The following is a 23,372-nucleotide window of genomic DNA, read 5'->3' on the forward strand; positions in this document are numbered from 1 at the left end:
GCCGCTTGCCCGCAACCGTCAGACAGACGTCACCGCATCCGCGACATAATCCGCATGCCGCTCCCGTTCCCACTCCGGCGACTGACTGCGCGATTCGAGCCGCACGGCTTCTTCCCCACCCTTGTCTGTCACCTCGGCGATCTGAACCGGTGTGTAGTGTCTCGTGTCGACGGGAGGTTGCTGGGCAACTGTCCGGACGAGTCCGGGCGCCTGCAGCGAAGTAAAGATCGGAGGTCGTTTATGCCAGGGGATCTGTCGATACCGTGCGAGATGAAGCGCGTCCAGTATGGCGCCGTTGGCGTATTTCATGCGTCGGTCCTTCTATGGCGTTACTCTTTCCGTCCCATGCAATGAGGTCCCTCGAAAGCCCTCTTCCCATCGTCAATTTTCCTGCCGCAAAGCCTCAACGCAGAATCACATGAGGTCGGGGAAAAGCGTTCCCGACAACGATGCGGGCGGAGTCTTTCGCCGCACACGCGAGTGGGCAGATCGTCCGCGCGGTCGAGCCGCGCTGCTGTCGAGAATCGCATTGACCCTGACGAGACACCGGTCAAGGCCACTCAGGCCACTCCCCGCGAGCGATGTGGAACAGGCCAGCCGCGGCACCACTTCCTCCAGCGCATCGAGTGCTATCGACAGGCTGAACAGTGTGACTTCTGGTGGCAACTTCCGTTTCATGCAATGCACCTTCGGGAACAGATACACACACCAACTTTACCACGGAGGCAGTCTGTCACCCCTCGCCGTCAGGCTCCAGCGAAAGCTGTCCGGCTCGCGAAGCGCCTCTCGCGTTCAGTTCCGCGCGCACTTCGTCAGCCGTTGCCTTCAGTTCACCAGGCCGCAGCACGTCGCGGTGGAATACGACATCAGCGCTGATTCGAACCGGCTCCCACCCGATCGCACAACAGCGGGGGCTCTTTTCCCGTTCCATTGAGCCCGTCCCGGCTTGCCCGCTGGCGATCACGTATTGCCGAGCATGGTGCCGCTACAGCGCCTTGATCCACACCGGCACCGGTACTGCAGCCTGACTTCCTCCCCGGCTGACGCGTCAATCGCGAGCTGGTAGTCGAGAAACAGCTCCTCACCCGCCGCAACCGACGTAATCGCGTGGATGAACACACGATCGCCGATCTCGATCGCTTCGCAGTTTGCCTCGCAGGCGTGGTTCAACCACCGCGCGCTGTTGCCGCCGCACGCGCCGTCAATCACGCGCCCATCAGACAGGCCGAACAGATACGTATGTCCCGGATGACCGTGCCGACGAAATTGCCGTTCTGCAGTCCGCCACCGGATCACTTCGCCCTTGTACTCGAAAATGCATTCCCCGGCTGCCAGCGCGCGCAGCGCAAATACTCCCCGTCCATGAACCGGCGAACGCCGGACGGTCACACGTCGCATGATCTGTCTTTCCTCGTGCCTGTTTTTCCTGGCGCCCGACTTGCCTGGTGCCTCACGACGCAAGTATAGGATCACCAGCCCGCATCCAGAAAGATCGAACGGGCAAAGTCCGGCTTGCAACGAGCGGGCGTCATGTCTACCGCCTACGTGTATTTCTTGAAGTACTTCGCCATGTTCCATACTGCGAGCACGATCATCAGCGACGCCGGCCAGAACAACAGGTAGACAGGCAGTTCAAGCGGCGCGACCAGCCATATGATGGCCGTTAGCGGTATCACGCCGAACATCAGCAGATGCTTCGCGTGGTGATAGCGGGTGGCGGACTCGTGGCCGCCCTGTGCCCGCCTGACATGACGCGCAACCAGCCCATCTGCGAGTGCCACGGCAATCGCCAGCACGAACTGCGGAATCGTCATCACCAGCATCGCGGCGCGGATGCCGAACAGCCTGATTCCATACATCGCCACGATGAGCGCTTCGCGCGTCGATCCGGTGAAGGCGGGCCGCAACATGGAACCGAGCCCGTGCGCCGGCAGCGTACCCGCCTGCCACGCCCGCGCCGAGGCATCCACGCCGGTCCAGCCAAACCAGCTCCAGTATGCGAGGTCGGCAGCATGCCTGGCCAGTTCCGGATCGGTCGTCTGTCCCATGTAATAGCGCACCAGGGCCTCGATGCCGCTCACCGGATCATCACGCCACATAAAGTGTGCCGCACCCACATCCGCCAGGACCGACAGGAACGAGGCGAGCAGCAGCCACAACGCAGCATGGATCGCCAGATCCACGACCCAGAAGAACGACTTCACGCCGTCCGCATTGCTGTCCCGGCGACCCGCGCTCACGTGCCCTCCCTTCAGAACCCGGCGCCCCTGCCTGGGACCGCCCACGGTTCGTTGGTCGATGACGGGTCGCCAACATTCTGGCCGGCCGGCATGAAACTGCCCACCGCGCCGCCGATGACGTCCGGCGCCACGCCGCCCGCCTCATCGAACAGCGAAATGGCATGCACATATGACGCGTACTTCGTCCGCATGTCAGCGACCACCTCGTCCAGTCCCGGCAACATGACCGGATCGTTCTCTTCCAGCAGCGGAAGCCGCACCTTGACAACCTGGCCGCCCTCAATGAGCGCGAACGCCTGCCCTTTGGGCAACTGCGTCAGGTCCGAAGGCTGCAGCATCGGTACCGGCCGCACCGAAATCTGGTCGTGCGTCTGCGCGGTGAAATGCACGCCCTCCCCGCGGCGCACGGCGTCGGTCGCCGACGACGCAAGCGTCAGTGTCTTCACGTCGACCATCGGCAACTGTTCCGTCAGGATCTTCGCGGTCGTGACGTACTTCACGCGCAGCATCACGAGCGTATTGAAGTTGCCGAAGATCTGTTCGGCCTTCGCGCGCGAGCCGATCTTCGCTTCCAGGTCGGCGCTCGTCTGCGTATAGGCTGTCACCTGATAGCCCGCTCCGCCCGCCTTGTTGACCAGCGGCACGAACTCGTCACCGACCAGTTCATTGAACTCATCCGCATGGATCGACACCCGGCGCTTCCCGCCCCCTACACTCTGACCGTATCCATGCCCGTACTTGTAGATGCGGCCAGCAGTCGACGTCAGGTCCGCGAACATCGCATTTCCGACCACGCCCGCGACCTCGAAGTCGGACAGCGCATCGAGCCCGACATACACAATCCCGCCGCGGTCCATCACCCGGTTCCAGTCGAACACCGGGCGAGGATCATCCGGATCGCCGTAGTCAGGCGACAGCAGTTCCGACGTCCGCCCGGTGGTGAGCTTTTCCAGGAGGGGATACAGCGACGAGATCAGCTTGTCGAAGTACGAGCGCTCGTTGCTGATCACCGACAGCAGGCCGTTGGCAATCGGATCGGTCCAGCCCTGCTGGCGGATCAGGTTCGCGACCTGCAGCACTTCCTGGTTGCGCTGTAACCGCATGGCCTGCTTCGCTTCTTCCTTCTCGAGCGGCTCCAGTCCGTCTTGCCAGCCGGGGTGATCACGATCGAGCCAGAAGCGGAAGTAGCGCAGCGCGAGTCCGTCGATGTTCACCGCATTCTGGTAAATCATCTCGTAGGTCGGGCGGATGCCGAGCGCGCTCATCGCGCGGGCCATCACGTTCACGAAGCGCCAGACGAAATCGCGGAATGCGGCCGACTGCCCTTCCTTTGGCAGGTTGCCCGCGATGCGCGTCGCTACTTCGGTGATCCGCGAGTACGTGCCGATCGGGCTGTAGCGTGCCGATTTGTCGGGATAGCCCAGATGGAAGAACGTGAACTCATCCTCCCGGCCATAACGCTTTGCCTCCGCATACATGCGCAGCAGAAGTTCGACGTCGCCCTTCGGGTCGAACACGATCACGATGTCGCCGCGCCGGATATCCTGAGCGACGAGGACCTCGCACAGCCGGGTCTTGCCCACCCGCGTGGTGCCGAGCACGGCCATATGCCCGACCCGCTCGCCAAGGTCAAACCAGATGTCACGCTCCTCGGGTTCGACACCGTGCAAGGCAGGATCGCCGCCGAGCGGCGGCAGCGGCGCGACCGGATTCCACCAGGCCTGCCGGCGCGTGATGTGCGCGAGTCGACCATCGGGACGGCGCCGCTCGTGATCCCGTGCGTGGTCGTACAGATCGTTGCGGGCAAGCAGTCGCCGGTTTTCAGGCAAGCGGGCCTGATACAGGCGCTGCGTGTGAATGCCGCTCCACCGGAAACCCCGGCCCAGAAACATCTCGCTGTCCGAGCACGGAATCGCGGCGGCCGCAATCACATACTGGGGCAGGCGCCGCAGGTTGCGCTGGAAACGGATCAGCCGCCATGCCTGCCGCCCCCGCGTGAAGGCGAGCGCGAGCAGCGCCAGCGTCGTCACCGCGCCTGTTGCAGGCGTGACGAGGAACAGCGCAGGATGAGACCAGAGCACGCCGGTCGCCGCGAGTGCGGCAACCGACGACAGCAGTTCAACCGGTCTGCGAAAGCGGTTTTCGACCGGGTATGCCATCGCCGCTTCGCTCCCCGTCAACGCTTAGGGCTGCGACGGGCCGTTCGCATCCTGCGTCGGCTTCTGCCTGGACTGGATCATCGCGTTCGGTGGCGGGACAGGATTGAAGAACCGTTCAGGCTCTGGCACAAGCATCGCCGACAGTTGCCGCCCGCCGGCACCCCTGATGTTGTAACGAATGAGATACGAACGGCTGGCACTACCTGAATCGGCCGCCACCGGATAGCCGGATTTCTGGAAATCGCGCTGGACCTGTTTCCACGGCTCCGGCGTTCTCCCGTCATCAGTGGGTGCCTCATCGGGTGCCTCAGCGCGTGTCTGTTCGATCGCCTCCGGATGTGCCTGCGCGAAATCCCTGAATACAGCCGGAGTGACCAGCAGCATGCCTTCCGGCACGAAGTGCACGCGCGCCATCGATTCGTTGTACGGCAACGCGCCGCTGGCAATCCCCTCCTGCACCCAGGCCATGAAGCGCTCCGCGTTCGGGCGCGGCTGCCGGCCGCCTTCCCGCGATACGACCGACTTCGCAGGCACCTTCGCTTTCTGTTTCGGGCGCACCGGCGACGTGACCAGGTCCGGCACCGGACCATCGGCCTTTGGTGTCTCGCCGATACGGGTCGCCTCAGCCTGCAATGCAGAAGCGCTCTCCGCCTCAGGCAGGAAATCCGCGGTGTCGTCGCGTGAAGGCGGAGCGGGTGCGTCCGCCGCCGGAGCCGGTGCGGGGCCATCGCCAGTCGGGCCGGGGAGATCGGGCATCGGCTGCCGCGTCAGCGGCGTCCCGGCGGGTTCCTCCATACGCGCACCCGCCGATGGCGGTGACGCGTCCACTACCGCTGTTTGCTCGGGATCGCCCTCTTCCCGCAGATCAGATCGGACATCTGTGGTCGCGGCAGTGCCGGGCAGATCACCCTCTTCCGATCCCGGTTCTTCATCCCTGCCCGCCTCGGCCACACGCACCGCGCCGGGCGGCAATGCGCGGGGATACCGGCCCGGGTCCGCATACAGCCGCCCGAGCGGAAAGCGCAGGACCGTAAAGATCTGCTGCCAGTTGCCGACCGTCACCTCGACGGTCCAGATTGCACCGCCCTCCGGCGTTGGGACGAGCGCCCCGTACTCCTGCCAGGTATCGAAGAGCCGGTTGTTATCGGACGGGATACCCGCTGCGCCAGGTTGCTGCAGTTCGTTGCGCACCACATACGCGCGGACGGCTTCGGCGAGCGTTTTCGCGACACACCACAGCGATTCGCCGTCGCAGTAACCGGTGGCGCCCGCTCGATTGAGCGGTACCTCACCCTCCGCCAGCAGCCGGCGCAACCCTTCCATGAGCCGCTCGATCAGCGGGACCGTGCGGGCGGTCGCAAACCGCGTGCGCGGCCCGGCAAGCAGATTCTGCGCGACCGAGCGCCGGTCCGCCTCGCCGACAATCTTCGCGAGCGCACCGTCCTTCGCCGCAGCGTCGCCCGACAGGTACGCAGCCAGTTCATCGAGTGCCGGCGGATACTGCGCCAGCCAGCCCAGCGAAGCGGAAGGAACCAGGCGCTGCAGCAGCACGATGGGCAGGCGCGCGTGCGCGCCATAGTCCCGTTGGGCGGGTTCCGGGAAATCCACCCGGTACCACTGGCCGCCCTGTTCGTTCATGCTCCCCGCCAGGGGAACCCAAGGCCGGTCTTCCGTGCCACTGACGAGTTCCACCTTCAGGTCGCACAGTAGTTTGCCGATGTCGTGCAGCAGTGCGCCTGCCAGCACTGCGTAGCTGCATCGAGCGCCATGCCGCATCTGGTCCTCGGGACTGGCGCCGAGTGGCAGACGGTATCCCTCGCGAAAGTGCAATGCATGTCGCGCCACCTCGAGCAGATGGATCAGCAGCCCGCCCGGCTGCGCATGGTGGTGCGACTCCGATGCGGGCAGCAACTGGACGAATTCAGTGAGCCGCTGGATCAGCGGCATGACGTCACGCCGCTCGTTCTCCGTTGACAGACCCACACTGCTGCCGATGCGGCGCACCGTGCCCTGCATGCCCGTCGTGCCGAGCAGCTCGACGTATCCGAGTACCGGCAGGTGCTGTGCAGAAGGTGCGCGTCGCAGCACGACTGGCGCAGCAGACGACGCAGGCGGCGAAGCCGCGTGAGGCGGCCTCGCTGAAGCCGGGGGAGACAGCCCCAGCCAGGTCAGGGCAGTACTGAATGCCATGTGGGCTTGCCGTGGGTGCGGTGAAATTGGGTTGCGGCGAGGTGGGCCATCAGGAGTGCAACTCGTCGCTTCATCCCCCACAGTACGCAGCCGGGCCGACGCCCGGACCGGAATGACTGCACGGCAACGGGTCATCGCATGCAGTCATGTCGCAGGCCGGGACGCCAACGCCCCACGGTCAACCGGGTCATCCTTTCCTGGCCCTTTGCGACCTTTCCCGGCGTATGCCGCGGTGTTTTTCTCCTTTGCCACAAAACTCTTTTTAGCCCTTCGCCCTTTGCGCCTTTGAGCGGGTGAAGCGTCTCATCCCACGCTTTACCCGCGGCCTTTGGATAAGGCCCTTCCCTTTGAGCCGTCCTTTGTTCCCCTTGCCTTTTCAGCCTTCTGCGCACGCCTTTGTATTTCGCTGGACGGGCGGCTCCACGCCGGACCAGCCCCCATGCAGCCCGCGAAAAACCTGCCCGCCTGCGCGTACACGCGAGCAGGCATCCACCCCATCGGGACGGCTTCGCTGCCTACAGTGAACCCGTCGGTCCGCTCCCCCTGGGCCGACGCGCGCTGTTGGCCTGCCGGGGTGCACCCCGCCCCCGGCAGGCTCTTTTTCTGACAGCGGCCGCAATAGCGAACTGACGAGGTCAATGTGAAGCGTGTGTGGATCGTTCTCGCTGGTGTCGTCCTCTGTGCTTCGGCCGCCGCCAGCCGGGCCGACTGCATTGACGACGCCGCACGCTTTCATCACGTGAACACGCGGCTCGTGCGCGCGATCGTCACCGTCGAATCCGGACAGCACCCGAACGTCGTCCACCTGAACCCGGATGGCACCACCGACATCGGCCTGATGCAGATCAACAGCCGCTGGCTCGCGACGCTGGCGCACTTCGGCATCTCACGCGCGGCGCTCTACGACGGCTGCACCAACGCGTATGTCGGTGCATGGATCCTGTCGCAGGACATCCGCCGCGACGGGCTCACCTGGGATGCCGTCGGCGCCTACAACGCCGGCACGCACGAGAAGCGCGTCGCTTATGCACGCCGTATCTATGCCCGAATGATCGCGGCGCCTGCCGCAGAGGCGGCAGGCGCACGTCCCGTCCCGTGGCCGTCGCCGTTGCCGTCGCAGCACCCCGGTTTCATCGCCCGCCTGTTCATGCCCGTCACCGCATGGGAGGCCGGACGATGACGCGGCTCACCTACGACTACGCGATCGAGGTGCTCAACGACTACCTCGGTCCCCTGCAACCCATGCTCGCCGACCCCGACGTGCAGGAAATCATGGTCAACCGCCCGGACACCGTATTCGTCGAACGGCAGGGTGCCATCTCTCGCGTAGCGGGTTGCGAACTCGATCCCGATGCACTGGACCGCGCCATCACGATCCTCGCCAACGTCAATGCGAAGGAGCAGACACCGCTGCTCGATGCGCGTCTGCCCGGCCTGCGCATCGCCGCCGCGCGCAAGCCCGTGGCCATCCACGGCGACATGATGTCGATCCGCAAGCACGCCCGTCATCGCATTGGGCTGGCGGACTATGAGCAAAGTGGTGCCTTCGAGGTATTGCCCGCGTCGCTGTCTCGGACGGCGGGACGCAACAACCCTGGGTTGCTCGCGCGCCTGCCGGCGGGTGGCACCGCGCTGCGCGAATTTTTCGAATGGGTGATGCGCGAGCGGATCAACGTTGCTTTCTCGGGTGGCACGTCGTCAGGCAAGACCACCCTGCTTAACGCGATGATCGATTGCATTCCTGCGGATGATCGCGTCATCACCATCGAGGACACGGCTGAACTCCAGGTTCACGCACCCAACTACGCAGGGTTCGAGACGAACCTGGGGCTGACGATCCGCGATCTCGTCAGATTCGCGCTGCGTATCCGGCCCGACCGGATCATCGTGGGCGAGGTGCGGGGCGCCGAGGCGTTCGACCTGATGGAAGCGCTGAACACCGGCCACCCCGGCTCCATCGTCTCCTTTCATGCCGATTCGTCCGGCACCGCTCCCGCACGTCTCGAATCACTCATCCGCATGAGCGACGAGGGGCGCCTGCTGTCCATCGACGATCTGCGCCAGAAGATCGCTTCCACCTTCCGCTTCCTGGTTCACGCCGAACGCCAGGGTGCCGTACGTGGTCCCGTTGAGATCCGCGAGGTGCTGGGTGCGGAAAACGGCCGTTACCAGACCCGGTTGCTGTTTTCCCGGTTCGCCCCCGAGGAGCTGTTCCATGCCTGATCGCCTCTTTCATTCCGGTGTACTGCAGAGACTGGGACGCGCGTTGCCGGTTGTCAGCCAGCGGGTCACCGACGTTCGTCAGGCATGGCGTGCCCTGCTCGTGCGCCACCGCGATCCGGTACGACTCATCCTGGTGGCGCTATGGCTTGGCTTGATCCCGGCCATCGCCCACGCGGGCATCTGGAACGGTGGACTGTGCACCGTGTACCAGGACGTGCTCGACAACGAGCTGCTGGAAGTCGTTTCGCTCTCGGCGCTCGTCGGCTCGATCGTGCTGTGGCTGCTCGACGATGGGCGCAGCAACATCAAGACACATGTGCTGCGTGGCGTGCTCGGCACCCTCGCGATCCTGAACATGCCGTTGCTGTGGGCGCAGGTGTTCAACCACGGCGCCGCATGCACGGGCAGCATCTGACAGGAGACCGGCATGGACACGCTTCATCCCGGCGCCCGCGACGGAACTGGCGATCCGCCCGATCCCCCCGATCCACTCGCCGCACGCATCCGCAAGACCATGCTCGAACAGTTCCTTCTTCTCGGCATCGACCGGAAATGGTGCATCGCGCAGGGCGCCATCGTCATCACGTTCGCCGCGGGTCTCCGGAATGGGTGGGTGCTGCTCGCGGTACTGGTCACGCACCCGGTGCTATGGCTTGCCGTGCGGCGCGATCCCGACCAGATCCGCTGCTATGCGAAGTACAGCCGTCAGGGCGACTACTACGAGCCGCGCCAGCATACCCAGCAGAAGATCAATGCCCGACCTAAAGGGTTCGCGCGGGGAATGCCATGCTGAAGCCCCTCGCTACCCTCTCGCCGTTCGACGCCGAATCGCTTGCGCAGGTCGCACGGCGCACCGATGGCGAGCGCCGCTCCACCGCCGAAATGGTGCCGTGGCTCTTCCGGTTCAGCGACACGCTCATCGTCAACAAGGACTCGTCGCTCATGGCGACCTATGAGTTCTCCGGGCCCGATGCCGATGCCCTGTCGAGCCGCCACGTGCTCGAACTGATGGAGAACCTGGTCACGTCGCTGCGCGACATCGCGCGCCGGCCGGTCACGGTGTGGTGGACGGTTCACCGCCGGCGCAGCGCCCGCTATCTGAGCGCACCGATGCCGGACCCGGTTTCGCAACGCGTCGATGACGCGCAGCGGGAAACGTTCGAGCGGGCCGCGAACTATACGAACCGCCATTTCGTGACGTTCACGCTGGCCCCCCAGGTCGGAATCGACCGGTTTGCCGGCAAGGTCACACACGGCATGACGCATGACGGTCTGTCCGTCGTCCAGGCGCTGATGCAGGCCGTGCGTGGCCCCTTCTCCGACCAGTACCTGTTCGCGTATAAGGCCTCGGAACTGGCCGCCGTGGTCGAGACCTTCGAGAACATCCTGTTCGGCTTCGTCGCGGGCAACCCACGTCTGGACTGCCGCCGGCTTGGCGGCCCGGCGCTCGGCGCGTTCATGCACGCCTGCTGCTCACCGCCCAGCGATCATGTGCAGGCTGTTCCGGTGCCCGACATCCCCGCACTTGACCTCGCGATGTGCGACACGGAGCTCCGTCCCGGCCATGATTACCTGCACTTCTATTCGCACGGCCGCCAGCGCTTTGCGATCGCCGCCGGCGTTCCGGCACGCCGCGACTTCTGGCCCGATACCGTGCTGCCCGTGAGCCTCGACGGCCTGCTGAAGGTGCCGGGCGAGCTGACCATCAGTCACTGCTTCCGGCTCACCACGCCCACCGCTGCGATGCGCTTCATCGACAGCGTGCGCCGCTATCACGAGGGGCGCCGGCTCGACACGCGCTCGCTGCTGGCGGCCACGCTGCGTGGTGGCGATACGTCCGGCGCGCGCCGGAACGCGTCGCGCTCGGCCGCCGCCGACGACGCCAACCGGCGCGTCGGCAAGGTCGAGATGGCCGAAGAGATGTACGGCTATTACAACCTGTCGGTCCTTTCCTTCTCGCCGGTCTTCGAGACGACGCCATTCGATGATGACGAGGCGGTCGAAGCGGCGTGGACGCAGGCGGTCTCGACCCACCGGGCGGTTGAGGAAGCGCTGCGCGCGGCGCACTTCACGCCGGTGCGCGAAACGCTCCACGCCTTCTCGGCCTTCGCCACCAGTATCCCCGGCATGTGGCGCGAATGCGCACGGTGGTCGTTCATCGACACGGCGGCACTCGCCCGCCTGCTGCCGCTGCGCGGTGTCTCGGACGGCCACCGGATCAATGGGCACCTGACGAAGGAAACCGGCACCCTCTGCCCGGCGCTCGCCGCATTTCCGACCGAGTTCGGCACACCCTACTGGTTCACCGCCTTTCTGGGTGATGTCGGGCACATGCTGGTCTGCGGCCGTACCGGCTTCGGCAAGACGATCTTCATGCTGCTGTGCGCGACGCTCTTTCGCAAGTACCCGAACGCGTATCTGGTCGGGTTCGACAAGGATCTGTCGATGCGCATTCCGACGATCCTGCAGGGCGGCCGCTACATGCAGTTCGACCATGATGCGGCCGGGGTCTGCGCGGACGAGCGTGCACGGATGAATCCGCTCGTGCTGCTCGCCAACCTGCGCCACATGGAGTTCCTCGTCGAATGGATCGTGATGCTCGCGCAGCAGCGTGGCACCTACCGGGTCACCGCGAGTGACCGCCGCGAGATGGAAGCCGCGCTCGCGGCCACGCGCAGCCGCACCGACCGGCGACTGTGGCGGCTGCGTACCGTCCACGCATCGCTGCCCGCCGGGCCGCTCGCCGATGAACTGGCGCTATGGGTCGGCGAGTCCATCCACGCTCACTACTTCGACAACGTCGATGACAGCTTCGACGATAGCTCGAACTCCGGCCGCTGGGTGTCGATGGCGACCGACCGGATTCTCGCGAGCCCCGTGATCGCCCGGCCGTTCCTGTCGTATGTGACGTACCGCATCCAGGATTCGCTCAACGAGCGGCGCGCGCAGGGCGTCATGGGCCCCACGCTCGTGATGCTGCCGGAAATCTGGAACCTGCTCGACGACGACGCCTTCGCCACCCAGATCGGCAACTGGATCGTCACGATGCGCAAGAAGCTCGGCTGCGTATGGATGGATGCGCAGTCGCCCGAACAGGTGTCGTCCTCGAAAATCTGGCCGCAGATCCGCGACAACGTGCTCGTACGCGTGTTCGTCCCGGTCGAGAACTTCACGCCGTCCGCGAAGGCGGCCTACCAGCGCGATTTCGGCCTGTCCGAAGGACAGATCCGCACGATCCAGCAACTCGTCGCCAAACGCGATTACTTCATCACCGAACAGGGCGGCGCGTCACGACGTGTCTCGGTGCCGCTCGATCCCGCGTCAATCGCCATCCTGCGCTCGGAGATGAGCGCGCAACTGATGTTCGACCGGCATCTGCGTTCCGGCCTCGAAAACTGGAAAGACCGCTACATCGCCGAAGCCATTGAACGGACCGTCACCGATACGGTGACGTTGCCCGGGATGGAGGCCCATCATGCATAAACCACATATGCCCATGTCTCGCGCCGCCGCCGTTGCGGCCCTCCTCGCCCTGATCCTGCATGCCGGCACGGTTCACGCCGGCGGCGGCATGATGGGCGCGACCGAAATCACACAGTTGCTGAACCATGCCGAGCTCGCTTCTTCGGTCGCCCAGCAGGCGCAGATGGTCGAGCAGAACGTTCAGGCGCAGATCACCCGCCTGCAGCAGTACGTCACGATGGTCCAGAACCTGAAGCAGGTTCCGGCCTCAATGATCGATCAGACGATCGCCCCCTACCGCACGCAGATCACGAACTTCCAGTCGCTGTCCACGGCTGTCACGCAGCTTGAGCAGGCGGCCAGCGCGACGAACGGGCTCTTCGGGCGCAGCCTCTCCGAGATGAACACGACCGGCATGTCGCCCGCGCAGTGGCTGTCGGCCTATACGTCGCTTGCGTCGACGCGCGGCGGCGTCTACCAGCAGCAGCTCACGCAGGATATGCAGAACCTGAACACGCTCGCCGAACGTGCGCAGAACCTGCAGCAGATCCAGTCCCAGATTCCGAACGTCAACGGCGCCGTGCAGGGCCTGCAGATGCTCAACCAGCAGTCGAACGTGCTGGCCGGTGAGATGGTGGACCTGCACGCGCTCATGCAGCGTCAGGTCACCCAGCAGATGCAGGACCGCATCGCGCAGTCACAGGCCCAGGGCAACGCGGCGCAGCTCGCCGCCGCACGCGCCGCGGCACTCGGCCAGGTGAACCAGCAGGAACAGCAGACGACGCAGGGTGCGCCCGACTTCGACCTGCTGCAGGACCAGTAGGGAGTGCGACCGTGCTGCTGCGCTGGCTGATCCGGAACCTGTGCGCGACATCCGCCGAGCTGCGTGTGGTGCTGCACGCCGTGCGTGCCTACCGTCTGCGCAGTCTGAACCCGTCCAACGAGCGCAATCCGGACTGGGCGTTCGACCGGCGTATCACCCGTAGCGTCCGGCTGTCGCTGCTCGTGGGGCTACTGGTCGTGCACGAGGAAAGCCCACATGCTTTCGCGGCCGCGTGGATCGCGCTGCCGTTAGCCCTGCTGCTGGCCCTGCTGCGCGTCGCCGGCAGTCTGCGATAGCGGCGTGCCCATCCACGACAGGATCAGGTCATGAACGACGTCATCTCCGTGCTCAATGCCCTCTTCGCTGCGATGCAGGCGAAAGGCACGAGCCTGCAGACGCTTTTCCTGTCCGACGGCATGGACCTCCTCGCCGCGCTCGGCCTGATCATGGCGACGTGGCATGCATTCCTGTGGCTGCTTGAGGGGGATTTCCCCGGCTTCTTCGCGAACATGTTCCGCCATCTCATCCGCTGCGCGGTCATTCTCGTGATGCTCACGGCCTGGTCCGGCACGGTGCACAGCTATTTCGTCGACAACATGCAGACGATGGCCTCACGCGTGGCCGGTGGCGGGAGTAATCCAGGCGACCTGCTGCGCGCGCTCGTCAATGCCGCCTCGACCATCATGCAGGGCATACGCACGGAAGCCGCCCAGGTCTGCCAACAGGTGCCCGACATCACCCCCGATGGCGTCGTGATCCCAAACAGTGACCACCCGGAATGCGGCTCCGCGAGCGATGCAGGAGCGAACTCGGCGGGATTGAGCTCCATCTGGACGCTCATCAAAAACCTGCCACTGATCCTGCTCGCGTTTCTTGCGAAGGCACTCGCGATTATCGCGATCTCACTGATGACGATGATCTTCGCGGTCGTGGTCCAGTTCGGTTCGTTCCTGCTCGACATTGCTTTCTGTCTCGGGCCGGTACTGATTCCCTGGTACGTCCTGCCCGCGGGCGAATTCCTCTTCGACGGATGGCTGCGCTTCACGATTTCCGCGGGACTGTTCAAGGTGGTCGCCTGGCTGATGATGGCGATCGTCTATAGCGGCGTGCTGCCCGGCATCCAGAGTCTCGTGCAGCAGGCCGCCGCGCAGAGCGGCACGAACAGCGACGCCTACTACGCGACGAACTATCTCGCGATGCTGGCGCTCGCGCTCGTCTGCGGTGTCGGGGCTTTCATGATGTGGCAGGTGCCAGAAATCGCCAGAGCACTGGTTACCGGCGGCGGTGGCGGAGCGGTAAAGGGATTCGGAAAGGGTGTTATCGGTCGGCAGATAACACCGGGGATCTTCAAGTGAGATCAGTGATGATGATCCTGCTGATGGGACGCGTAGTACGACGCCCACTCCTGCTCCTGCTGATAACGCACTTCTTCGTCAACGCGCTGCGCCTCCGCACGCTCCTTCGGCGTGCTCCTGACCCACGCCCATACGATAAATGCAACCGCGCCAGCGAGCATCATTGCCACGCCGAAATGCTGCGCGCCGACCTGATACAGGACGAACGCTGCGAACAGCAGAACCGGCAGCACGAAATACAGCAGGATGATCTTGATCTTTGCCATGGCTGCATCCTTGCAGCAGGTGAACTGGGTTCCAGTCTAGCACTGCGGGCGCGGTTCTGCCGGAGGGGTTGAGCCATGCGCAAACGCCTGCGTTCTCCTGGTTCTTCCGGCACCGAAACACCCGCCGCCGGCCTCCCGTCGCCGCCGAATACCGGCGAAGCGGTCACCGCGTGGTTCGCGGCCTTCCAGCGCCCTCTCTGGGAAAAGCGGCTCGCGATCAAGCTTGCCGCTGCGTTCGCCCTGATCGCAGCCAGCGAATGCGCTGCACTGATTGTCCAGAGCTCACACAGCGGTCCACGTCCCTACTTTGTCGAGCATGATGAAAAGAGCGGCGCGGTATGGGTTTCCGACCGCTATGCCGAAACCTATTCTGTCACCGCGGCAAACAGGCGCTATTTCCTCGTGAAGTGGGCCTCGCGCGTCTTCACGATCGAGGCCGACAGCCAGGACACGCTCACGCGGCAGATACCGGCCGCATCCGGGTGGACATCCGGGGCCGCCACACAGGAACTGGAAACGTACATCACCGTGACCGACCCCGTTGCGCAGCGCGTGGTGCAGACGCCGGGACTGACCCGTGAGTTCATCGAGAACTCCACCTCGTTCTCGCCCGATGGCCAGGTGGCGTATCTCATCTTCACGCTGATGGAGAGCGTGAACGGCAAGCCGACCCACCCGAAGCAGATGCTGCTCACGATCAGCTTCCTGCTCGCGCCCGAAACACTGAAACCCGGCGAAGAGAAGGACAACCCGATCGGGCTTCGCATCACCCACTTCAGTCTTACGCCCTATCTGGGCGTCAATCCCGGAGCCACGCAATGAAGCTTCTACTTTCCACTGCGTGCTTCACGGCGCTGTTTGCGTCCTGCCTCACGACTGCCGCGGCCCATATCGCAGCGTCGTCGCCCGCGTTTATCTCGCCGTCCACCCCCTCGCCGTCCACCCCCTCGCCGCCCACCCCTTTACCCGCGAGTGCGGCGACGATCGTCTCAGGGCAGTCCGCCGTGGATACCGTTCGCACTCCATCGCAACCCCGACCCCGCCTCCGACCCCGACAGTCGCCGACGTCCCGTGCGCGCATCAATGGTCCGTATCCGGCTACCGACGATTCGTCGCTCGTCGTCTACGACTACGACCCGGACTACCTCTATCCGGTGCTCGTGCGCACCAGCGAGGAAACGCACCTGGTCTTTGGCCCCGACGAGGAGGTCGTCGGCGTCTATCTGTCCGACACGGGCAAGCGCTGGCTCGAACATACGGCGCTCACGAAGCGCGATGTCTTCATCGAGGCGCGACTGCCCGGGCTCGACAATGCAGCGACGGTCATCACGTCACGCCGGCGGTACGAGCTGGACCTGCGCTCGTCCGACGACGGTACGGTCTATCACCGGGTTTCCTGGCACTACCTCGACACCGAGACACAGACCACAGCGGGACAGGTCTCGCCCTTCGGCGTCGAATATCCGGGCAACGTTCCTGTGGCGGATACCGCCGGACAAAAGGATGGAAGCGTGCAGGCTGGATCGCCCGCGCCTGGCGACGCCCGGCCGGTCGGCCCGCGCATCGCTCTCGACCACGCGAACTTCGACTACCGCGTCGAGGGCAATGCCCCCTTCGCTCCAGTAACCGTATTCGACGATGGACGGTTCACGTACCTGCAGTTTCCGCACCACGCCGAGTTGCCCGCGATCCTGCTGATGGACGACAGGGGACAGGCCGAGATCGCCAGCTTTATTCCGCTCGGCGGTGACTTTTTCGAGGTACAGCAGATCGCGCCATACGGCCTGCTGCTCAGGCGCGGCAAGGAGGAAGTGAAGGTCTTCAACGGTCGCGGCAACGGCTGCGGACTGTTCGGCTGCGATTCGGCCCGCATGAAGAACATCTACGGGAAATCGTGATCATGGCCGCCCCGGACAACAGCGGCACGCCGCTGACACCCGAGCCGGCGAGACTGACGCGCATCCGCCGCAACCTCGCGAAGACGCTGCTTATCGCGCTGTGTTCGGCGCTGCTCGCCATCGTCCTGGTCCATGCGCTCTCCCATCCACACGAAACCGCCGCCGAACGGCGCCAGCGGGAGCAGATCGAGGCCGATGCGCGGCAGCCGAAGGCTTCACCGGAGGCGATCCGCAAACGTCTCGAAGACCAGCACAACCTCGCGCTGGCGCGCGCGGGCAGCGACGCGTCGGCCGCAGGCGCGCCATTCGGCGGCACCCCGCTCGATGGCATCCCCAAGGGCGTGCCCGGAGACGATGCCGGTCCGCTTCCCAGAAATTATCGCGTCCCTGGCCAGTCGGCCGGCACGGGCGATGCCGATCGCCTCGCGCTGCAACGCCAGCTCGAAGCCATGCAGAGCCAGTCGCTTGTCGCCTGGGAGGATACGGGCAGCGGCACCGGTAACGCGTCCGGCGAGACAAGCCTCCCGCTCGATCACCTCGCCAGCAGCCTGCCGCAACTGTCCGGCCGACAGGCAGCGCCCGGCAGCTCGCAGGAAGGTGGGAACCCGGGAGCGCCATCCAGCCAACCACCTCAGCCACCTGTCAGCGTGTCCAGTGCCACGGACCGGCGCAATGCCGACTGGATCAGACAGCAGGGACAGGCAGCGGACGATGAAAAACCGCTCGTTCCGGTCCCCGTCGACTCGCCGTACATGGTGATGGGTGGCACACCAATCCCCACCGTGATCCTGCAGGGTGCGAAGAGCGACGTGCCCGGCACCTTCCGCGCGATGACCGACCGCGACATCTACGACAGCATCGACGGCACGTGCAGGCTCATTCCGAAGGGTACGCGGATCCTGGGGCGAACCAGCAACGACGTGGCGATTGGCCAGGACCTGATGCTGATGGCCGCCACGCGGATGATCTTCCGGCACGCGACGATGCGCCTCGACGGGTTGACCGGCGACGATCCCGATGGCGAAGCGGGCGTCAGTGCTGAAGTCAACAACCACTTCTTCAAGATCTTTGGCTCGACGTTCCTGATCGCAGGCGTCGCCGCGTGGATCGGCCACAACCAGAGCCAGCCGAGCGGCACAACGATCAACATCAACGGCGGGGTCTCGTCCGATCTCTCGGAGGCCGCGGCACAGTCGCTGTCCCAGACCACGCAAACCATTCTCCAGCGCAACATGAACATCCAGCCGACATTGAGGCTGGAACCGGGTCAACGCATCACGTTCATCACGCAGCGGGACATGATGCTGCCGCCCAGTGTCACTGATGGGAGTTGCAACCGATGAAACGCTCAGCCTCTATCATGCTTTCCGCCATCCTCGTGTTCACCGGCTGTGCTCTTCAATGGGTGCGTGCCGAGCCGCCGCTCGCGACCGGTCCCGTGTATGACTTCGACTGGCGCCTGAGTGGCTCAGCCGAGGTCCGCCCTTACCAGGTGTTCGATGATGGGCAGAAGCTCTATCTGCAGTTCGACGATCCGAAGCGCGTCCCCGCGATCCTCGCCGACACGCCAGCAGGCCTTGTACTGCTGCACTGGCATCCCGATCCACCGTACGTGATCGTTGACCAGATGGAAACGGCACTGGTGTTCCGCGCCGGCTCTTCAGAAGCCCGCGCCATACGTGACTCACCCCGCGAGCCGCCCCGCAGTGCGCACTTCGGCGTTGCGGCGCCGACCGCCATACCACGTATACATGCGGCAGCGCCATAGATTCGGGCGCGGCCAGCGCGGCCGGAAACGAGAGGGGAGAATCCGCCTCGTACTCCGTCGGTTTCCATTTCAGACGACATCGCCGCAATCGCCACGTCGACCTCTGCGTGGACGACCTGGATCGACGCAAGGCTCGCCTCCAGCGAGATGCAAGCTGCCGGGCAGTATTACGTTCCCCCGCACTGGGATTGCCTGGTTGTCGTGCGCGCAGGCCTTGCCGACAAGGAGCATCTTCTGCACTTCGTCGGCGCAGAGGTAGGCAGGCATGACATCGTCAGTTTCGCCCTCGGAACACTTTAGACTGACATTCACTGGCCGATCTTCTGGTTCAGGTAGTGGAAAATTGTACGGACGGCATTGACCACCAGGGCTCCCTCCGCCACGTCGAGCAGGTTCTCGTTGGGATGAGCAACGCTACCGCGGTTGCGAAGCGTATTGAGCGCATCGAGAACGGAGGCAAAGGAGGCAAGAATCTTTCCGATCTCGCTGTCGTGCCCTCCCAATGATCGTAAAGCAGGATGCTGTGCTCGTAGTGCCTTGTATGCCTGCGTCAGGGGCGCGTCGTCAGCGAGCGCAATGGCGCTGTCCCTGCAAGCGGATTTCAGATATCCATGCATGGCCGTATGAAGTCGATCGATCGTGCTGGGCGCCCCCGAGGTCGCGAGCAGATTATCCGCATCAATCAGCGCACGACGCACGACATCAGAGGCAGTCGCCGAGGGAAGCACTGCCGGCACGCGGCCGACCTGATAGCCGAGTTCAATGAGTTTTTCCGCTTGCACTCTTTCCATCTGCGGATGGACTTTTGGATGGTCGATAACCGCGACCAGGGCTCGTGTATCGTTGTTTGCAAAAAACTGGAGAGCCTGGAAAACGCAAGCGCCATAGTCATCATCACCGAAACCCAGACTTCGGAGCAGACGCGCGTGCCCCTGGATGTAGTCGTGGAATCCGGTGAGATAGCCCAGCTCGTGCCAGTCGGTGGCATTGAACTCCGCCACGATGGCTCGCTGCATGGCGAGCATAAGAGGTCCGCGCCATGCGGAATCGTTCAAAAGATGGTCATTCACCCCATTCTCCTTATGCATCCGACAACCTCAAAACCATTCCGACAAGCGTCGCGAGTTCTGCCAGCTTCCGCTCGATACTTTTTCGTGCCCTCACTTCCCCGGAAATTTGCGCGGGTCTTTCCGTGACGAAGCGCTTCGCCACGTCGTCGATGCCGACAGCCATCGCCACCAATCAGCCGCCGCTTGGCAGCGCCGGCGTTATCGCATCGGGACACTTACGCATCAGTGCCAGTTCGACCAGTTCGAGATGGTACGTGTAACGGCCCTGCACAACCTTCATGAGGATCGCACCGACCGACACCCCGAACACCAGAGCAATACCCCAGAGGATGGCTGTGTTTGCCAGGTTGTCAGCGGCAAAGCCACGCAGGAAGGTATGTTCCAGCCAGGACAGCCCACCTGCATCCTTGATGTTCGACAGCGTCAGGGCCAGCAGCGAATACACCGCCGCGCTTCCCCCGAAGAAGAATACAATGCGGGCGTCAAGGCGCTTTACCTTGAGCTGCAGCCAGTACTGCACCCGCCTGAGCGCCTCCTCGTCATGCCGGATCAGGCGCTTCACATGCGCTTCGTCGTTCTCGATTTCGCGAATGAAAGTGTCCAGCGTTTCCGCCTTCCAGCGGAGCATGACGATGAACATGGCGACAGGCTCGACAAGCATCGTGAGGATGCCGAACAACGTCGTCAAAAGCCAGAAAACAAGCGAGACGCCCACCAGTATCGGGGCGTGGTCGGCTTTGTACCAGAAGCCGAATACTCCGAGCAGGACCATACATAGCGCACTCAATGCGAGCAGGAGTCTGGAGAGCTTTTTTGCTCGCTCCATGAACAGCTTTTTCGCTGGCTTGTAGGGTTCGGCATCAGCGAGGTCCTTCAGGATTGCCTTCGTGTCCTGCATCAGTTCTCCATGAGATCAACATTACACCGGTCCTGCGCTGTCGGCCGGCCTGGTGAAGATGCCAGCCATCCTTCTGGATGGCAGAGCTGGAACCGGCAGTAACGATTGGCGCGAAATCGTCGGCGCTCCCGGCACACCCGAGGGCACCTGACAGCCGTCAGGAACGACTGGGCAACTGGGGGATCTGCGGCATCGATCTGGCGTGAGCAAATGAACTTGCGAGGTGCTTCAGCGAGGGGTTCTTGCACCGGCTGCGTCGAATCAACCCACCCGCGCGCCACCAGAAAACAACGACGACATGACAGCGAGGCACATGCCCCTCTTCCGCGCCAGACGGCTGTCGGATATGAAATTGACTGGGTCAAGCCGGGCGCGGCACCACCACATCCAGCCAGGCGGTAATCGCAACAGGAGGCGCGTCGGCAATCCGGATGTCGTAGAGCACATCCGTGCCGGCGCTCACATAGCATGGCGTGAATGCCTGAGCGGGAGCACGGCTGTTATCGACGAGAACGACCGCATCTGCCACAGGCAGCGCATGACTGATCGCCTGCTGCGTCCGTGGAAAACGCTCTTCCAGCTTTTTGTACGCAACATCGTGGCCACCTTGGGCCTTGCGCGTCTGCACCCGCCCAAGCGATAGTGCGGAGCTGGTCAAGCCAACAAAGAGCAGCAGCACAAAATAGCCCTCATCCTTCAGATTCCGGATCAGGTCGATCTTGCTGGAAAACGTTCCGTCGCCACGAGGCTGCCAGTAGGAAAACACCGTTTCCATCGCAAACGGCACCTTCTTGGCCATCGCCTGGGCAACAAAGCTCTCGACGCCCTTCTGTGCCACAGCCATCCACATCTCGTCGGTATCCCGCAGCTTCTGGGCCCATGCCCGCAAATGCCCGTCCTGCCCCGGTACGGGCAGGATCGACAGCATCATGCGGTCGGCATTAACAAGGGGAATCCTGAGTTCGTCGACCAGATGGTCATACCACATGGTCGACTTGCCCGAGCCGTTGTGCCCCGCTAGTATGATCGCAAGGGGTTTTCCGGCTTTTTTCGCGCGGGAGGTGATGTCAGCAACGGACTGGTTGATTGTTCTTGTTTTTGCCATCTATCGCTTACGCTGATACGGTATCTGCCCTGAACTTCCCGCGAATGAAGTGCCCCACTTCCGACCTGCCATTCAGTTGCCGGACCACCCGGTTGGGGTTCTGCGGATCAGCAGTGAAAACGGGAATGTCATTAGCCTGCTTGATCTCAACGCCAGGCGTCAGCAAGCGCTTGCCGAGATCACGAATGACCTTCACGCTCGCCTTGACGCCTTTCTGGACAGCCTCCTCGGTAGGCTGCGTAACCCGTACCGAAACTTCCCCGAACGTCACGGTCAGCTTGCCTGCTGGACGGACTTCCTCGATCACAAAATTCCGTACCACAGGCCGTTTGCCTTTTACTGAGGCAACCTTGACCGCCGCACTCTTTCCTGCCGGCTTCCTGGCAAGCGGTTTCACGGTCGTGTCAGCTTTCACGATTGTGGACTTTCTCACGACAATCTCCGGGATACCTTCATCATCACAAACTCATTTTACTCCGGTTGCGGTACTAACCGCCTCCGGAAAAGGGCAACGGCGACCGCGTTTCCAGCAAGCCGCTCTGCCAGAAAAACATCAATGAGCTCTTTCCGCTCGCTTGAGACTGTTTTCGTATTGAATGGTTTTCTTTCCGAAACCTAGTTTCCGGCCAATACGGCGATCCCCCGTATTGATCACTACCTTGGCTGGCAACTGGGTCGTCCTGCCAGAGTTGTACAGTTCCACCTGACTCGACGGATAGACCTTTACGCCCATCCTGGCCAGCGCTTTCTCGGCAAGAATCTCCACTGGCTGAACCGGAATGGGGACACCCGACAAGGCACTGCGCTTGGCTTTCGCATACACGCCTACGCCAAGCTTCACAATAACGCCGCTATCGACGAGTTTGCGCAGCGCACGACTAACCTGAGCTTCACTGCCGAAGCGCGCGAAGTCAGTCCGCAAAAACACATCAGCCGTTTGTTTTGCAATCGATATCTTCAGCCGGTCTTCCAGATACATGACTATCCCCAATCATCGGATCCGCCGCAATCTCCGATTAATTATATGATTTTTATGAGAAAAATCAAGCAAACCACGATCACGGGGTAGCGAAGCATGACGTCTACATCTCTACGTCTTGCCGAAAGATCGCCTGTGGCGCTCGGCTCCGTCAGTAGCGATGCCCGGTCGCCTGGATGGGAGCGGGATGGCATTTGATTCGCCCCCAATATACTGCCGCGTGCGCGGCTCCTGTTCTGGCACTTTTATCGTCTCAGTCCAGGAATTCTGCACGTACACGTTCCGTGTCCGGTGGAAATAGTTGTACAACTGCGCGCCGAACGGAAACCACGAACGCATTGAAGCCATGCATGCGATTGCGTGCACCGGACTGATGATGAATGGGGAATCTGGCCGGACCCATGGCCCGGACTGGACCTTCGCCGCCCCACACCGGATCGCGTCCTCACAGGTCAGGCCGCAGCGTCCCGCGTCGCCCGCGCCTGGAGTCCGGCAAGCTGAGCAAGCGCATCGGCTGCCCGCTCGACCGGCACAAAGATGTGATCGTGAAAGGCGGCGGCAACAACGTTGCAACTGATGTTCGCGTTCGTCAACGCTTCCGCCACCGCGGCCGTCAGTCCCACAGCCTGCAGATCGGAATGAACGGTCAACGTGATCCAGGCCGCCCGGAAAAGCACGGGTAACCCCTCGCGCAGTGCCGTCCGTTCATCGATGATGAGGGTCAACCCCTCGCGCTCACGAAACGTCGCCACGGGCGCGAGCAGCGACACGTCCCGGTCCGCAGCAACGGACGAGAATACGTAGGCACCATCATTCAACTCCGGTTGCATCGACGCCAGCAACTGTTCAAGATCCGAGACGGGTTGGCTCACTGTGCTCCCTTTGCAAAAAGAGGTGAATCGGGCAGGTACACCGGTCGCGCCATTGCGAGCCGTA

25 protein-coding genes are annotated in these 23,372 nt (G+C 63.4%); 12 read left to right on the forward strand and 13 right to left on the reverse strand.

All coding sequences use genetic code 11. The features are described 5' to 3' along the window. Window positions 1–18: 18 nt before the first annotated feature. The 6 genes from SB772_RS01390 to mobH form a co-directional block, all read right to left on the reverse strand. Window positions 19–309, reverse strand: coding sequence for a hypothetical protein (locus SB772_RS01390; RefSeq protein ID WP_410831490.1), 291 nt, complete (start codon window positions 307–309; stop codon window positions 19–21). A gap of 105 nt (window positions 310–414) precedes the next feature. Further along, the gene (locus tag SB772_RS01395) at window positions 415–678 is read right to left on the reverse strand and encodes a hypothetical protein (protein ID WP_410831491.1); all 264 of its coding nucleotides are present in this window, start codon (window positions 676–678) and stop codon (window positions 415–417) included. A 282-nt stretch (window positions 679–960) separates the two neighbouring features. Next, complete coding sequence (locus SB772_RS01400) at window positions 961–1,398, reverse strand: SET domain-containing protein (RefSeq protein ID WP_410831492.1); 438 nt, start codon at window positions 1,396–1,398, stop codon at window positions 961–963. 143 nt (window positions 1,399–1,541) lie between these two features. Next, the gene (locus SB772_RS01405) at window positions 1,542–2,240 is read right to left on the reverse strand and encodes a DUF4400 domain-containing protein (protein WP_410831493.1); all 699 of its coding nucleotides are present in this window, start codon (window positions 2,238–2,240) and stop codon (window positions 1,542–1,544) included. Between the two features lie 11 nt (window positions 2,241–2,251). Continuing rightward, entirely contained in the window at window positions 2,252–4,399 is a 2,148-nt protein-coding gene (gene traD / locus SB772_RS01410; protein WP_410831494.1) for a type IV conjugative transfer system coupling protein TraD, read from the reverse strand. Between the two features lie 24 nt (window positions 4,400–4,423). Then, window positions 4,424–6,589 carry a MobH family relaxase gene (gene mobH / locus SB772_RS01415; protein WP_410831495.1) on the reverse strand — a complete coding sequence of 722 codons (2,166 nt, stop codon included), beginning with the start codon at window positions 6,587–6,589 and terminating at the stop codon, window positions 4,424–4,426. Between the two features lie 649 nt (window positions 6,590–7,238). On the opposite strand from mobH, the gene SB772_RS01420 reads away from it, so the two are divergent. From SB772_RS01420 to SB772_RS01455, 8 genes are read left to right on the forward strand one after another with little or no spacing between them, the layout of a single operon-like run. Beyond that, window positions 7,239–7,769, forward strand: a complete 531-nt coding sequence (locus SB772_RS01420) for a lytic transglycosylase domain-containing protein (RefSeq protein ID WP_410831496.1) — start codon at window positions 7,239–7,241, stop codon at window positions 7,767–7,769. After that, on the forward strand, window positions 7,766–8,812 hold the full coding sequence (locus tag SB772_RS01425) for a CpaF family protein (protein WP_410831497.1): 1,047 nt from the start codon (window positions 7,766–7,768) through the stop codon (window positions 8,810–8,812). Before SB772_RS01420 ends, SB772_RS01425 begins: the two co-directional genes overlap by 4 nt. Next, window positions 8,805–9,227: a hypothetical protein gene (locus SB772_RS01430; protein WP_410831498.1), complete on the forward strand. Its 423-nt coding sequence runs from the start codon at window positions 8,805–8,807 to the stop codon at window positions 9,225–9,227. Before SB772_RS01425 ends, SB772_RS01430 begins: the two co-directional genes overlap by 8 nt. A 12-nt stretch (window positions 9,228–9,239) precedes the next feature. Continuing rightward, on the forward strand, window positions 9,240–9,605 hold the full coding sequence (locus SB772_RS01435) for a VirB3 family type IV secretion system protein (RefSeq protein WP_410831499.1): 366 nt from the start codon (window positions 9,240–9,242) through the stop codon (window positions 9,603–9,605). Beyond that, complete coding sequence (locus tag SB772_RS01440) at window positions 9,599–12,295, forward strand: VirB4 family type IV secretion system protein (protein ID WP_410831500.1); 2,697 nt, start codon at window positions 9,599–9,601, stop codon at window positions 12,293–12,295. Before SB772_RS01435 ends, SB772_RS01440 begins: the two co-directional genes overlap by 7 nt. Window positions 12,296–12,308: 13 nt before the next feature. Beyond that, window positions 12,309–13,097, forward strand: coding sequence for a conjugal transfer protein TrbJ (locus SB772_RS01445; protein WP_410831501.1), 789 nt, complete (start codon window positions 12,309–12,311; stop codon window positions 13,095–13,097). An 11-nt stretch (window positions 13,098–13,108) separates the two neighbouring features. Next, a complete protein-coding gene (locus tag SB772_RS01450; protein ID WP_410831502.1) occupies window positions 13,109–13,393 on the forward strand; it encodes a hypothetical protein in 285 nt (94 codons plus the stop codon). Window positions 13,394–13,423: 30 nt separating this feature from the next. Further along, window positions 13,424–14,452 carry a type IV secretion system protein gene (locus SB772_RS01455; protein WP_410831503.1) on the forward strand — a complete coding sequence of 343 codons (1,029 nt, stop codon included), beginning with the start codon at window positions 13,424–13,426 and terminating at the stop codon, window positions 14,450–14,452. A gap of 2 nt (window positions 14,453–14,454) precedes the next feature. Here SB772_RS01455 and SB772_RS01460 read toward each other — a convergent pair whose 3' ends face one another. Further along, window positions 14,455–14,718: a hypothetical protein gene (locus tag SB772_RS01460; protein ID WP_410831504.1), complete on the reverse strand. Its 264-nt coding sequence runs from the start codon at window positions 14,716–14,718 to the stop codon at window positions 14,455–14,457. Between the two features lie 75 nt (window positions 14,719–14,793). Between SB772_RS01460 and SB772_RS01465 the strand changes: the two genes are divergently transcribed. Genes SB772_RS01465 through SB772_RS01480 form a run of 4 tightly spaced genes read left to right on the forward strand, consistent with a single transcriptional unit; the run spans window position 14,794 to window position 18,384 of the window. Then, window positions 14,794–15,540, forward strand: coding sequence for a VirB8/TrbF family protein (locus SB772_RS01465; protein ID WP_410831505.1), 747 nt, complete (start codon window positions 14,794–14,796; stop codon window positions 15,538–15,540). Continuing rightward, on the forward strand, window positions 15,537–16,616 hold the full coding sequence (locus SB772_RS01470; RefSeq protein ID WP_410831506.1) for a TrbG/VirB9 family P-type conjugative transfer protein: 1,080 nt from the start codon (window positions 15,537–15,539) through the stop codon (window positions 16,614–16,616). The genes SB772_RS01465 and SB772_RS01470 overlap by 4 nt, the downstream gene beginning before the upstream one ends. Before the next feature lie 2 nt (window positions 16,617–16,618). Continuing rightward, a complete protein-coding gene (locus tag SB772_RS01475) occupies window positions 16,619–17,959 on the forward strand; it encodes a TrbI/VirB10 family protein (protein WP_410831507.1) in 1,341 nt (446 codons plus the stop codon). Next, window positions 17,956–18,384, forward strand: coding sequence for a TrbG/VirB9 family P-type conjugative transfer protein (locus SB772_RS01480; protein ID WP_410831508.1), 429 nt, complete (start codon window positions 17,956–17,958; stop codon window positions 18,382–18,384). Before SB772_RS01475 ends, SB772_RS01480 begins: the two co-directional genes overlap by 4 nt. Window positions 18,385–18,692: 308 nt before the next feature. Here SB772_RS01480 and SB772_RS01485 read toward each other — a convergent pair whose 3' ends face one another. The 6 genes from SB772_RS01485 to SB772_RS01510 all read right to left on the reverse strand — a co-directional run bounded on the left by SB772_RS01485 (window position 18,693) and on the right by SB772_RS01510 (window position 23,308). Continuing rightward, entirely contained in the window at window positions 18,693–19,454 is a 762-nt protein-coding gene (locus SB772_RS01485; RefSeq protein WP_410831509.1) for an abortive infection family protein, read from the reverse strand. Window positions 19,455–19,626: 172 nt separating this feature from the next. Continuing rightward, complete coding sequence (locus tag SB772_RS01490) at window positions 19,627–20,352, reverse strand: hypothetical protein (protein WP_410831510.1); 726 nt, start codon at window positions 20,350–20,352, stop codon at window positions 19,627–19,629. A 361-nt stretch (window positions 20,353–20,713) separates the two neighbouring features. Next, window positions 20,714–21,457, reverse strand: coding sequence for a toxin (locus SB772_RS01495; protein ID WP_410831511.1), 744 nt, complete (start codon window positions 21,455–21,457; stop codon window positions 20,714–20,716). A gap of 7 nt (window positions 21,458–21,464) precedes the next feature. Beyond that, window positions 21,465–21,872: a hypothetical protein gene (locus SB772_RS01500; protein ID WP_410831512.1), complete on the reverse strand. Its 408-nt coding sequence runs from the start codon at window positions 21,870–21,872 to the stop codon at window positions 21,465–21,467. Between the two features lie 138 nt (window positions 21,873–22,010). Then, complete coding sequence (locus SB772_RS01505) at window positions 22,011–22,436, reverse strand: DUF6088 family protein (protein ID WP_410831513.1); 426 nt, start codon at window positions 22,434–22,436, stop codon at window positions 22,011–22,013. A 452-nt stretch (window positions 22,437–22,888) separates the two neighbouring features. After that, a complete protein-coding gene (locus SB772_RS01510; RefSeq protein WP_410831813.1) occupies window positions 22,889–23,308 on the reverse strand; it encodes an ACT domain-containing protein in 420 nt (139 codons plus the stop codon). Between the last annotated feature and the right edge of the window lie 64 nt (window positions 23,309–23,372).

The organism is Paraburkholderia sp. SIMBA_030, from assembly GCF_046535245.1.
Taxonomy (GTDB): Bacteria; Pseudomonadota; Gammaproteobacteria; order Burkholderiales; family Burkholderiaceae; genus Paraburkholderia.